Below are 12,802 nucleotides of genomic sequence, written 5' to 3' on the forward strand. Positions count from 1 at the left end.
CGAGCGCATCTGAACGAGACCACAAGCATGGCGTCCACCGAGTTTGCAGAAGAAACGCGCGCGTCCGCGAGCGAACATGAAGTCGAAGGCCGAGCGGGCTCGGCCGCCGTCGGCGCATTCCTGGAGGTCGTGGGCGTTCACAAGCGCTTCGCCGGCGTGCATGCGCTGCGGGGCGTCTCGCTGACGATCCGGCCCGGCGAGGTCTATCACCTGCTGGGCGAGAACGGGTGCGGCAAGAGCACGCTGATCAAGATCATCTCGGGCGTGCAGCCTCCCGATGAAGGCGAGCTTCGCATCAACGGCGTGCGCTTCGCCGCGCTGTCGTCCCTGGACTCGCTCACGGCCGGCATCGAGACGGTCTATCAGGACCTCTCGCTCCTGCCGAACCTGAGCGTTGCCGAGAACATCGGGCTGACGGAGCAGCTCGTTGCGAACCGGGGGCGGCTCTCGCGCGGGCTGGATCGGCGCAAGCTGGCGCAGACAGCCGCCCGCGCACTCGCCATGGTGGGCCTTCCCGACGCCGCCGGCTTCCAGCGTGCGCTGGTGGAGTCGCTGCCGATCGCGACCCGGCAACTGATCGCCATTGCCCGCGCCATTGCCACGAACGCGCGCATGGTGATCATGGACGAGCCGACCACGGCGCTCACGAAGCGCGAGGTCGACAACCTGATCGCCGTGGTGCGCAAACTGCAGTCGAACGGCGTGGCGGTGCTCTTCGTGAGTCACAAGCTCGACGAGTGCTATGCCATCGGCGGCGAGGTCATCGTGTTCCGTGACGGACAGAAGGTGGCGCAGGGGCCCATCGCCGGCTTCGACAAGGCGGAGCTGGCACGCCTCATGACAGGCCGCGACATCGCGACCCAGCGATACAGGACGACGCCTGCCAACGGGCCGGAGTTGCTGAAGGTCCGGGGGCTCGGCCGGCGCGGTGCGTTTTCAGACGTCGACTTCGTGCTCGGTCGCGGCGAGATCCTCGGCGTGACGGGCCTGCTCGACTCGGGGCGCAATGAACTCGCGCATGCGCTGGCCGGCGTGGCGCCGGCGGACTCCGGCTCGATCGCGCTCGACGGCGAGGTCGTGGTGCTGCAGCAACCCGGCGATGCGATCGCTCTGGGCATCGGCTACGTGCCCGAAGACAGGCTCGGCGAAGGCCTGTTCCTCGACAAGTCCATCCAGGAAAACGTCGTCTCGGTCGTGATCTCGAAGTTGCGAGGCCGCCTGGGGCTGCTGGAGCCGCAGCGCGGCCAGGCGCTGGCCGAAACCATCGTGCGCGACCTGCAGATCGCCACGCCCGATGTCCTGCGCCCCGTGCAGTCCTTGTCCGGCGGCAACCAGCAGCGCGTGCTCATCGGGCGCTGGCTCACCATCAAGCCGCGCCTGTTGATCCTGCACGGCCCGACCGTGGGCGTCGACGTGGGCTCGAAGGACATCATCTATCGCCTCGTCCAGCGCCTGGCCGAGGAGGGGCTGTCGGTGATCCTGGTCAGCGACGACCTGCCCGAACTGCTGCAGAACTGCGACCGCATCCTGCTGATGAAGAAAGGCCGGCTCGTCTCGCAGTTCGACGCACGGCAACTGGACGAGAGCACGCTCTACCGGGCGCTGCTGTCGGAGACCTCCCCGAACTGAATCGCCGAATGACCGCCATGACATCGACAGAGCTTCGCACTTCGCCGGCCGTGCAGGCCCCCGCGCGCCAACGCCAGCTTCTGGGCGAGCGCCCGGAATTCTTCACCGCATTGATGATCGCCATGGTTGCGATCACGGTGTCCTTCCTCAACCCCGACTTCCTCCAGGTCGGGATGCTGTTCGACATTCTTCGCTCCTGCACGGTCGTGGGCATCTTTGCCCTCGGCGTGCTCGTCGTGCTCGCGGCGGGCGGCATCGATGTGTCCTTCACGGCGATCGCGGCACTCACGATGTACGCGATCACGAAGGCGGTGACGCTGTGGTGGCCGCAGGCGCCGATGCCCCTGATCCTGCTGGCGGGTGCTTCGGCGGCGTGCTCCTGGGCATCCTCAACGGCTGCCTGGTCGACTGGCTCAAGGCGCCGTCGCTCATCGTCACGATCGGCACCCAATACCTGTTCCGCGGTTTTCTCCTGACGTTCGTCGGCACCGTGTTCCTGATGGAGATTCCGGACCCGATGGACAGCTTCGGCCGCGCCGCATTGCTGCGCCACGTCACCGATCAGGGCGCGATCTCGGTGCTGCCGGCGTCGGTGCTCGTGCTGGCCGCCGCCGCGGGCGTCACCTGGTTCATCCTCAACCGCACGCTGATCGGCCGCGCGGTGTATGCCATCGGTGGCAGCCTGGGGATCGCGGAACGCCTGGGCTATCGGTTGCGCGTGGTGCACATGTTCGTGTTCGGCTACGCGGGGCTCCTGGCGGGCGTCGCCGGCGTGATTCACGTCTCGAGCAACCGCCTGGCCAACCCCTTCGATCTGGTCGGCACCGAACTCGACGTGATCGCGGCCGTGGTACTGGGCGGAGCGCGCATCACCGGGGGGAACGGGACCGTGCTCGGCACGCTGCTGGGCGTGCTGCTGGTCACGCTGATCAACAACGTGCTCATCCTCGCGGGTGTACCCAGCACGTGGCAAAAGGTCATCGTGGGCGCGTTCATCCTGGTGGCCGGCGCACTCTTCTCGATCCGGCGCGCACGCTGATTCCGCCATCGCAATTTCGCTTTCCCCTTATCGCACTCATGAAGCACGCATTGCTTGGCATCGACGTCGGAACCTACAGCAGCAAGGCCACCCTGACGACGCTGGACGGACGCATCCTCAACACCGCCACGATCCCTCACGACATCAGCCTGCCGTACCCCGGGCACGTGGAGCAGGACGCCGACAAGGTCTGGTGGCACGATGTCTGTGCGTTGTGCAAGCTGGTGATGCAAGGCACCGGCCTGAGCACGGAAGACGTCGCGGCAGTGGCGGTCAGCGCGATCGGCCCTTGCGTGGTGCCGCTGGACGCGAAGATGCGGCCGCTTCGGCCCGCCATCCTCTACGGCGTGGATGTGCGCGCGGAGGCGGAAATCGCCGAGATCGAAACGGAGTTCGGGGCCGCCGCCATTCGCGATTTCTCGCTGATGGACCTCACCAGCCAGGCCATCGGACCGAAGATCCGCTGGATCCGCAAGCACGAGCCCGAGGTCTGGGCGGCAACCGCGCACCTGGCCACGGCCAGCTCGTACCTGGCTTGCGCCTCACGGGCCGGCATCGCACCGACCGGCACACGGCAAGCCACTACATGCCCTTGTACAACCCCGGCACGGGGACGTGGGACGAGCGCTTCAACCGCGCCTTCGTCCCGTTGGACGCGCTGCCCCGTCCCGGCTGGTCCGACGAGATCGCCGGCGAGGTCAGCGCGGAAGCCGCGCGAGCGACCGGTCTGGCGGCCGGAACGCCCGTGGCCGTGGGGGCGGTCGATGCGCTGAGCGAAGCGATCAGCGTGGGTGTCGTCGCTCCCGGCGACCTGATGGTGATGTACGGAAGCACCACGTTCTTCGTTCTGGTGCAGGACGCGCCGACACCCGATCCGCGGGTCTGGACCGTGGCGGGTGCCTACGAAGGCCAATTCAACCTGGCCGCCGGCATGAGCACAACGGGCAGCCTGACGCGCTGGTTCAAGGACGAACTCGCGCGCGAACTCGACGAACCCGGCGGCTACGCGGCGCTCTTCGAAGGCGCCGCCAAGGTGTCGCCGGGCGCGGGCGGCCTGCTGGTGCTGCCGTATTTCAGCGGCGAGCGCACGCCCATCAACGACACGCGCGCCAGCGGCGTGATCGCCGGGCTCAGCCTGTCCCATTCCAGGGAGCAGCTTTTCAGGGCCGTGCTCGAAGGCGTGGGTTTCGGCGTGCGCCACAACCTGGAAGCCTTCGCCGATATCGGCGCGAAGGTCCGCCGCGTGGTGGCCGTCGGCGGCGGCGCGCAAGGCAATACCTGGCTGCAGATCGTCTCCGACATCGCGCAGGTGGAGCAGGAGGTGCCGGCGGTGACGGTCGGCGCGAGCTTCGGCAATGCCTTCCTGGCGGGCTGCGCGGCGGGACTGGTGCAGCGCGGCGACATTTCCAGCTGGGTCAGGCCGGGGCGCCGCATCGTTCCCGACCCTTCGCGGCGCGCGATCTACGACAGCCTGTACACCCAGTACCGCAAGCTCTACGACGGCACCCGCGACGTGATGCATGCGCTGAAATCCATCGCCTCGGACAGCGCCGGGCCGAGGGCGCGCTAGCCGGTTGGCAGGGCCGCCGCACCACGCCCGAAGTTCTGCGATGGACGATCTGACTCAAGCGCGACGCGACGCCTTGTTCGAGAGCGAGCTGGCGCGAAACGTCGAACTGGGCGTCGAGCCGTCGGGTGGCATCGGTTGCTACGTCCACGGCGCGCCTTCCAGCCTGGAGCGATGGCACTACCACGACGAATACGAGCTTCAGCTCGTCGTCCAGACATCGGGGCGCATCTACGTCGGCAACCATGTGGGCGCGTTCAGGCCAGGGTCCATCGTCCTGGTCAGCCCCCGCGTCCCGCACAACCTCGTCTCGCTCGATCTACCGGCAACCGGCGTGAGCGAGCGCAGTGTCGTGATTCACTTCGCAAAGGACCTGATGCACAAAGCCGCGGAGCTTCTTGCGGACCTGCGTGGCGCGGTGTCGCTGCTGGACCGCGATCGCTGCGGCGTCGAGTTCCTCAATGCCGACCAGGATCTGCTCGACCGCTTTCGCCTCGTGCAGAACACATCCGGCGTCGCCCGCTTCTGTGCCCTGGCCGAACTGCTGCAGTGCCTGAGCCGGTGGCCCGAGTTCCGGTCTTTCTCTTCGACGTCGGTGCCCGACGCCCGAAGCCCGCGCAAGGTGGCCGTCGACCCGCGGGTCGAGAGGGTGCAGGAGCTTGTCTATCGCAACTATGCCGACCGGCTGTCGCTGGCACAGGCCGGCGATTGCGCCGGCATCGGCGTCCATGCCCTGTCGAGACTGTTCAGGCGGGTGACCGGAAGCACCTACACCGATTTCCTGATCAGCGTCCGCGTTGCCAGGGCCTGCGAGCTGTTGAGCAAGAGCGACGCGCAGGTGTCCAGCATCTGCTACCTGGTGGGCTTCAACAACATTTCCAATTTCAATCGGCACTTTCGCCGGCTGAAAAGCATGACCCCGAGCGAATACCGGAATCGCATGTCGGGCAGGTTTGGCGCGGCCCGGGTGCGGCAGCTCAGGCTTCAACCAATTCGGGCCGGATCTGAATGACCTCGGTGACGCCGAAGTGCCCCGAATCGATGATCTCGAACGCCTTTCCGAGCAGTCCCGGAATGTCCTGCCGCACCATGAGCAACGGAAAGCTCAGGCAAGCCGCGAACGGATCCCAGTCGTAGCTGCCGATCGTGCACTGATGAACTTCCTCCAGCGCAAGGGTCTTGAGGAATCGCACCACGCCCTCCAGCGCAATGGTCGAGTTGACGAACAGCCCGCGCGGCAGCCCGCCCATGCGCTGGTACAGCGCGCGCACCGATGCCTCGGCCTGGTCTGCTTCGTAGCCGCAGGCGTCGACGTCCGCGCCGTCCAGGCTGCCGAAGGCCTCGGTGATGGCGTCTGAAAATCCTTCGATCCGTCGTGCGGTGTTGTGGTCGCTGGGAATGCCGCCGACGAAACAGAACCGGTTGCGTCGCCTGGCGCGCGGCGCCGTCGATCGTTCGATGAGCTTCGTCGTGAGCTCGCGGGCGCCCCAGCGGTTGTCGGAGACGACGGAGGGCGCCAGCTTGCCCGGCAGGTCGACGTTGAGGTGCGCAATGCCGTGGTGCGAGCAGATCCGGCTCACCGCATCGGGCGCGGAGGCCCCGGTCACCAGCAGGTATTCGATCTGGTAGGAGATCAGGGTGCGCGCCGTCTCGGCTTCCAGTTTCGGATCGCGCAGCGTGCTGACCACGATGGGATAGAGATGCCGCTCGCGTGCCAGCCGTTCGAAGGTCTGCGACATGGCGCTGAAGAAGCGGTTGTCGTGCGTCGGAATGAGCATGCCGATCAGGCCGGAGCGCTTGCGCCGCAGGCCGCTGGCCTGCCGGTTGAGCGTGTACTTCAGGTCCTTGGCGAGTGCCAGGACGCGTATTGCCGTGTCCTCGCCGATGCGCCGGCTCTTCCACGTGCCGTTCAGGATGGCACTGACCGTGGATGCGGACGTGTCCGCCAACTGTGCCAGGTCGTAGATGGTCGGCTCGCGTCGGCTCATCGGTCCGGTCCGGCAGGGCAACCCGCACGCCCTTCGGCGGCAGGGCTGCAGGATGGGGCGGCATCGAGCTTGCATTTCATCGGCGGCAGTTTAAGCGCCCGGGTGCCTGCCGGCCTGGGCGTTCGCCGAGGGAGAAGCGAGCGGGAACGATCAGCTCACAACGGCGGAATGCGCAGCTTCTGCCCCGGATAGATCTTGTCGGGGTTGCTCAGCATCGGCTTGTTGGCCTCGAAGATCGCGTTGTACTTGTTGGCGTCGCCGTAGTACTTCTTCGAAATGGCCGAGAGCGTGTCGCCCCGCACCACGTCGTGGTACTGCGCGGGCGGCGCGGCCGGGGCGACGAGGTTGTTCTCCACGCTCGTCACGTTGGCCACGTTGCCCGCGGCCAGCGAGGCTTTCTCGCTGGACTCCTGCGAAGGCGCCTGGCCCGCCAGGGTGACCACGCCGCTGCTGGCGGTGTAGGTCACCACGAGCGCGGTGAGGCCCAGGTTCTGGCTCTCGATGTAGGTCTTGATGGCCGCGCCGGCCGCCTGGTTGGCGTCGGGGGTGTCGGGCGTGGCGGCCTGGGCCGACGATCCGCCGAACAGTTTTTCTCCCGCTTCCTTGATGAAACTCAGCAAACCCATGGTTCTCTCCTTGTGCCTGGTTGGTGGATGGGAACGGGCGATGGTGCGGCCGAACGCCGGGGCCCCGCGTAGGCCCATGCCGCGTATGCGACGCATGCGCCAGCATGACTAATCACAAAGTCGCAATAATCGCGCGCATGGCATCCCCCTTCCTCGCAATCGACATCGGCAACACCCGCCTCAAGTGGGCGCTCTACGACTCGGCCCGTCCCGGTGCCGTGTTGCAGGCACAGGGCGCCGAATTCCTCGACCACATCGAACGGCTGGCCGACGGCCCGTGGGCCGACCTGCCCGCGCCCGGGTCCATGCTGGGCTGCGTGGTGGCCGGCGACGCCGTACGGCGTCGCGCCGAAGAGCAGATCGTCGAGCGCTTCGACTGCCCCGCGCGCTGGGTGATGCCGAGCGCGGGCGAGGCCGGCATCGTCAACGGCTACGACCACCCGACCCGCCTGGGCGCCGACCGCTTCGTGGCCATGATCGGGGCGCGCCACCGCATGCTGGCCGAGCAGCCGGGCGAGCCGGCGCGGCCGATGGTGGTGGTGCTGATCGGCACGGCCGTGACGGTCGAGGCGATCGACGCCGACGGCAAGTTCCTGGGCGGCCTGATCCTGCCGGGCCACGGCATCATGCTGCGCGCGCTGGAGTCGGGCACCGCCGGGCTGCACGTGCCGACCGGCGAGGTGCGCGAATTTCCCACCAACACCAGCGACGCGCTGACCAGCGGCGGCACCTACGCCATTGCCGGCGCGGTCGAGCGCATGGTGCAGCACGTGCGCTCGCACTGCGGCGCCGAGCCGGCCTGCTACATGACCGGCGGCGCGGGCTGGAAGATGGCGCCCGTGATGAACGGGCACTTCGAGCTGGTCGAGAGCCTCATCATGGACGGGCTCCTGGTGATCGCCCGCGAACGGGCGATCGGCTGAAACACTGGCGGTGCGGCCTCAGCGCCGCATCAGCTTCGCCCATGGCCTGGAACGCGGGCAGCGTCAGCGGGTCGTTCGCGCCGTTGGCGGCCACCGGGTGCGCCGCGTAGCGCACGATGACCATCTCGGCCTTCGGGTCCACGTAGATGCTCTGGCCGTGGATGCCGCGCGCCATGTACGCGCCGTGCGGGTTGTTCGTCACCCACCACATGTCGCGGTACGACCAGCCCTTGAGCAGCGCGTAGCCGGCCTTCTCGAACTTGGCCGGGTCGCCGCCGCGCCGGATGTCTTCGACCACCGCCTTCGGAATGGCTTGCTGCCCGTTGGCGGCGCGGCCGTCGTTGCGCATGGTCTCGCCGAAGCGGGCCAGGTCGCGCAGCACGGTGTTCAGGCCGCCGCCGCCCGACTCGGTGCCGATGCGGTCGACCATGAAGTACGCGTCCTGCTCGGCGCCGATGCGGCGCCAGATCTTCTCGCTCAGCAGGTCGGCCAGCGACTGGTTGCTGGCGCGCCGCAGGATCCACGCGAGCACCTCGCGTTCACGGTCTTGTAGGCGAAGCCGTCGCCGTGCTCGCCTTCCTTCTTCAGCGTGACGAGGAACTCGTAGAACGACTTGGGGCCCGTGTAGTTCTGGCCCTGGGTGAGCATGCCGCCGGCGCGGGCGTAGTCCCAGATCTCGGCCTTGGGGTCGGCGTAGTTCTCGGAGTAGTGCACGCCCACGGTCATGTCCATCACCTGGCGCACGGTGGCGTCGCCGTAGGCGGTGTCTTTCAGCTCGGGGATGTACTTGGTGACGGGGGCGGCCGGGTCGAGCTTGCCTTCGTCGGCGAGGATGGCGGCGAGCGTGCCCACGAAGGACTTGGTGACCGACATCGCGATGTGCGGGCGCTCGGGCGTGAGCGCGCCGAAGTACTTCTCGTAGACCACCTTGCCGCGGTGCATCACGAGGATGCCGTCGGTGTAGGTGCCGGCGATCATCTGCGCGAAGTTCAGCGTCTGCTCGCCGCCCAGCGGCTTGAAGGTGACGGCCTCGATCTGCACGGGCGAGGTGGCCGCGGGCAGCGGGGTGGCCGCGCCGGCGCCGCGCCACACGTTGCTGGTGGGCACCGTCTCGCGCACGTGCGAGAAGCTCCAGCGCGTGCGCGGAAACACGCCGCCGGCCGGGTTGTCGAAGGTGATGAGCTTGTCGGGCGGGGGCGGAAAGCCCTTCATCCAGCCCAGCGCGTCGACCGAGGTGGCCGCGGGGTCGGGTAGCGCGGCGGGCGCGGGTGTCTGGGCGTGGCTGGTGTTCACTGCGAGCAGGGTGGTGGTCAGGGCGGCGGCGAGCGCCGTGCGAGCGGAGGTGCGTGGCATGGTGGTCTGTGGGTCCTGGGAGTGAAAGGGATCAGCGGCCGCTGAAGCGCGCTGGCCGGCGCTCGACGAAAGAGCGCACGCCTTCGGCCGCGTCCTCGCTGTTCGACAGGCGCTTCTGCGTCTCGATGAACTCCGACACGGCCGCCAACGGGCCTTGCTCCACCGCCTTGATGACGTTGAGCCGCGTGGCCACCACCGCCAGCGGGGCCTGCGCGGCGATGCGCTGCGCAATGGCCAGTGCCGCGTCGAGCTCCTGCCCGGCGGCCACCACCTTCTGCACGAAGTTCAGGCGATAGGCCTCGGCGCTGTCGAACTCGTCGGCCGTGAGCAGGTGCAGCATCGCGTTGCCCACGCCCGCGCGCTCGGCCATGCGCAAGGTGGCGCCGCCCGTGGCCATGATGCCGCGCTGCACTTCCATCTGCGAGAAGCGGCAGTTGTCGGCCGCCACCACGATGTCGGCGCCCAGCATCAGCTCGATGCCGACCGTGAAGCAGATGCCCTTCACGGCCACCACCATCGGCTTGGTGCGGCGGCGGTAGTCGGGCAGGCCGAAGTCGTGCGGCTCCACCAGCCCGGCGGGAATCGCCTTCTCGCCGCGCTTCATGTACTCGGTCACCGCCGGCAGGTCCAGGCCCGCCGTGAAGTGGTCGCCGAAGGCATGCAGCACGCCCACGCGCAGGTTCGGGTCGTCGTCCAGGCGGGTGTAGGCCTCGGCCAGCTGCTTGAACATCGGCGGCGTCCAGCCGTTGCGCTTGGCGGGCCGGTTGATGCCGATCAGCAGCACGTGGTCGAGCACCTGGGTGTCGATGCAGCCTTCTGCCGGTGGGGTGGTGGGGGTCGCAGTCATCGGTCTTGTCTCCGTGTTGTTGTTATGGCTGCGCGGTTCAGTAGGTGTAGACGCCGCGGCCGGTCTTGCGGCCCAGTTGGCCGGCGGCGACCATTTCCTTCAGCAGCGGGCAGGGGCGGTACTTGGAGTCGCCGAACTGCTCGAGGTAGACCTCCATCACGGCCAGGCACACGTCCAGGCCGATCATGTCGGCCAGCGCCAGCGGGCCGATGGGCTGGTTGCAGCCCAGCTTCATGCCGGCGTCGATGTCCTCGGCCGTGGCAATGCCTTCGGACAGCACGAAGAAGGCCTCGTTGATCATCGGCACCAGGATGCGGTTGACCACGAAGCCCGGCGCGTTCTTCACCGTGATGGGCGACTTGCCGAGCTTCACGGCCAGTTCCTTCACCGTGTCGTGCGTGGCGTCGCTCGTGAGGTAGCCGCGGATCAGCTCCACCAGCGCCATCATCGGCACCGGGTTGAAGAAGTGCATGCCGATGAAGCGGTCGGGGCGCGAGGTGGCGGCGGCCAGCTGCGTGATCGAGATCGACGAGGTGTTCGACGCGACGATCACTTCGGCGGGCAGCATCTCGTCGACCTGCTTGAGGATCTTCAGCTTGAGCGCGTGGTTCTCGGTGGCGGCCTCGATGACCAGCTGCGCGCCCTTGAGGTCTTCGTAGTTGGTCGAGCCCTTGATCAGCGCCAGCGCGGCGGTCTTCTGCTCGGCGGTGAGCTTTTCCTTCTTGATCAGGCGGTCGAGGCTGCCCGACACGGTGGCCAGGCCCTTGTCGACCGCCGCCTGGGCGATGTCGACCATCACCACGTTCACGCCGGCCACCGCGCAGGCCTGCGCGATGCCGTTGCCCATCGTTCCGGCGCCGATGATGCCGACAGTCTGGATAGCCATGAGAAAACTCCTTGAAGAATGAAAAAGCAGGGAAAAAATCAGGGATGCGCGGGGCGGGCGCCCCGGCAAGGCCATCGATTGTGAATCAGCCCCATGGCCCCGCCGTTGCCGTGTGTGACACCCACGCCGCGTGGGTGGCTTACAGTCCTGCGGTTGCTTTTTCTCCCTCTTTTCCCGACCCCCGACCATGACCACCCTCGGCACCCCCCTTTCCCCTTCCGCCACCCGCGTGATGCTGCTCGGCTCCGGTGAACTCGGCAAGGAGGTGCTGATCGCCCTGCAGCGCCTCGGCGTCGAGACCATCGCCGTCGACCGCTACGAGAACGCCCCCGGCCAGCAGGTGGCGCACCACGCGCGCACCATCACCATGAGCGACCCCGCGCAACTCCAGGCGCTGATCGAGGCCGAGAAGCCCACGCTGGTGGTGCCCGAGATCGAGGCCATCGCCACGCCCATGCTGCAGCAGCTCGAAGACGCGGGCACGGTGCGCGTCATTCCCACTGCCCGCGCCGCCCGCCTCACGATGGACCGCGAAGGCATCCGCCGCCTGGCCGCCGAGACGCTGGGCGTGCCCACCAGCCCCTACAAGTTCTGCGACTCGCTGGCAGAGCTGCAGGCGGCGATCGACGAAGCGGATGGAAAAGGAATTGGCTACCCCTGCATCGTCAAGCCCGTGATGAGCAGCTCCGGCAAGGGCCAGAGCAAGATCGACGGCCCCGCCGACGTGCAGAAGGCCTGGGACTACGCCATGGCCGGCGGCCGCGTGAGCCACGGCCGCGTGATCGTCGAGGGCTTCATCGACTTCGACTACGAGATCACGCTGCTGACCGTGCGCGCCAAGGACGCGCCGGCGCCGTCGAAACCAAATTCTGCGACCCCATCGGCCACGTGCAGGTCAGCGGCGACTACGTCGAGAGCTGGCAGCCGCACCCCATGGCGCCGGCCGCGCTGCGGAAGGCGCAGCAGATCGCCCAGGCCGTCACGGCCGACCTGGGCGGCCAGGGCCTGTTCGGCGTGGAGCTGTTCGTGAAGGGCGACGAGGTCTGGTTCAGCGAAGTGAGCCCGCGCCCGCACGACACCGGCATGGTCACCATGGCCACGCAGTGGCAGAACGAGTTCGAGCTGCATGCGCGCGCCATCCTCGGCCTGCCGGTGGACACCTCGCTTAAGAGCCCGGGTGCCAGCGCGGTGATCTACGGCGGCGTGGACGCCACCGGCATCGCCTTCGACGGCGTGGCCGAGGCGCTGCAGGTGCCCGGCAGCGACATCCGCCTGTTCGGCAAGCCCGAGAGCTTCACCAAGCGCCGCATGGGCGTGGCGCTGGTGCACGCGGCGGACACCGACACGGCGCGCAAGCTGGCCAAGGAAGCCGCCTCGCGCGTGAAGCCGCGCAAGGCCACGTAAGGCCGCGTAAGGCCCGATATGGCATAGCCAGTTTCCGCAAGCCGCGCCGCAACGGCGCGGGCATGGTCGGACGGATCCACCGGAGACACCATGCTGCATCCCCAGGCGCGCGCCTTGCTCGACTACCTCGAGGCGCGCGGCATTCCGCCGACCCACACCCTCTCGCCCGCCGACGCGCGGGCCTTCTACCGCGAGCGCCGCACCGCCACCCAGCCGCTGCCGGCTGAAGTGGCCGAGGTGCGCGACCTCGCCGCCGACGGGCCGCACGGCACCATCCCGGTGCGCCTGTACCGGCCATTGGGGTCGGGCGCAGGCCCGTTGCCCGTGCTGGTGTACTACCACGGCGGCGGCTGGGTCATCGGCGACCTCGACACGCACGACGTGCTGTGCCGCGAACTGGCCAACGGCGCCGGCTGCGCCGTGGTGGCGGTCGACTACCGCATGGCCCCGGAACACCGCTTTCCCGCCGCCTTCGACGACGCGCTGGCTGCCACCCGCTGGGTGCGCCGCGAGGCCGCCGCGCTGGGGCTCGACGCGAGC

The 12,802-nt window shown here is 68.1% G+C and carries 9 protein-coding genes and 4 pseudogenes; 8 read left to right on the forward strand and 5 right to left on the reverse strand.

Annotation, left to right across the window (positions count from 1 at the left end):
* The first annotated feature begins 27 nt into the window (after positions 1-27).
* The 5 genes and pseudogenes from BMG07_RS14425 to BMG07_RS14440 all read left to right on the forward strand — a co-directional run bounded on the left by BMG07_RS14425 (position 28) and on the right by BMG07_RS14440 (position 5,247).
* On the forward strand, positions 28-1,629 hold the full coding sequence (locus BMG07_RS14425; protein ID WP_198085148.1) for a sugar ABC transporter ATP-binding protein: 1,602 nt from the start codon (positions 28-30) through the stop codon (positions 1,627-1,629).
* Between the two features lie 8 nt (positions 1,630-1,637).
* Positions 1,638-2,668, forward strand: a pseudogene (locus BMG07_RS14430) (ABC transporter permease).
* A 38-nt stretch (positions 2,669-2,706) separates the two neighbouring features.
* Positions 2,707-3,192, forward strand: a pseudogene (locus tag BMG07_RS42110) (FGGY family carbohydrate kinase); the annotation flags it as partial.
* A gap of 62 nt (positions 3,193-3,254) precedes the next feature.
* Positions 3,255-4,238, forward strand: a complete 984-nt coding sequence (locus BMG07_RS14435) for an FGGY-family carbohydrate kinase (RefSeq protein WP_269758958.1) — start codon at positions 3,255-3,257, stop codon at positions 4,236-4,238.
* Between the two features lie 40 nt (positions 4,239-4,278).
* Positions 4,279-5,247 (forward strand): AraC family transcriptional regulator, encoded by a 969-nt coding sequence (locus tag BMG07_RS14440; RefSeq protein WP_198085150.1) that lies wholly within the window; start codon positions 4,279-4,281, stop codon positions 5,245-5,247.
* Here BMG07_RS14440 and BMG07_RS14445 read toward each other — a convergent pair.
* Positions 5,213-6,223, reverse strand: coding sequence for a LacI family DNA-binding transcriptional regulator (locus BMG07_RS14445; protein ID WP_198085151.1), 1,011 nt, complete (start codon positions 6,221-6,223; stop codon positions 5,213-5,215). The two genes, BMG07_RS14440 and BMG07_RS14445, sit on opposite strands and share 35 nt — an antisense overlap.
* Positions 6,224-6,378: 155 nt before the next feature.
* Complete coding sequence (gene lysM / locus BMG07_RS14450; protein ID WP_198085152.1) at positions 6,379-6,849, reverse strand: peptidoglycan-binding protein LysM; 471 nt, start codon at positions 6,847-6,849, stop codon at positions 6,379-6,381.
* A gap of 137 nt (positions 6,850-6,986) precedes the next feature.
* Here lysM and BMG07_RS14455 point away from each other — a divergent pair, with 137 nt between their 5' ends.
* Entirely contained in the window at positions 6,987-7,772 is a 786-nt protein-coding gene (locus BMG07_RS14455; protein ID WP_198085153.1) for a type III pantothenate kinase, read from the forward strand.
* A 31-nt stretch (positions 7,773-7,803) separates the two neighbouring features.
* On the opposite strand, the pseudogene BMG07_RS14460 reads toward BMG07_RS14455, so the two are convergent.
* The 3 genes and pseudogenes from BMG07_RS14460 to BMG07_RS14470 all read right to left on the reverse strand — a co-directional run.
* Positions 7,804-9,125 (reverse strand): annotated as a pseudogene (locus BMG07_RS14460) (serine hydrolase domain-containing protein); the annotation flags it as partial.
* A 31-nt stretch (positions 9,126-9,156) separates the two neighbouring features.
* Complete coding sequence (locus BMG07_RS14465) at positions 9,157-9,972, reverse strand: crotonase/enoyl-CoA hydratase family protein (RefSeq protein ID WP_198085154.1); 816 nt, start codon at positions 9,970-9,972, stop codon at positions 9,157-9,159.
* Between the two features lie 37 nt (positions 9,973-10,009).
* The gene (locus tag BMG07_RS14470; RefSeq protein ID WP_198085155.1) at positions 10,010-10,858 is read right to left on the reverse strand and encodes a 3-hydroxybutyryl-CoA dehydrogenase; all 849 of its coding nucleotides are present in this window, start codon (positions 10,856-10,858) and stop codon (positions 10,010-10,012) included.
* 187 nt (positions 10,859-11,045) lie between these two features.
* Between BMG07_RS14470 and purT the strand changes: the two are divergent.
* Both purT and BMG07_RS14480 read left to right on the forward strand, forming a co-directional pair.
* A pseudogene (gene purT, locus BMG07_RS14475) lies at positions 11,046-12,262 on the forward strand (formate-dependent phosphoribosylglycinamide formyltransferase).
* Between the two features lie 90 nt (positions 12,263-12,352).
* A partial coding sequence (locus BMG07_RS14480) for an alpha/beta hydrolase (protein WP_198085156.1) occupies positions 12,353-12,802 on the forward strand: 450 nt, incomplete at its 3' end.

It is taken from the genome of Variovorax sp. E3, from assembly GCF_016082275.1.
Taxonomy (GTDB): domain Bacteria; phylum Pseudomonadota; class Gammaproteobacteria; order Burkholderiales; family Burkholderiaceae_C; genus Variovorax.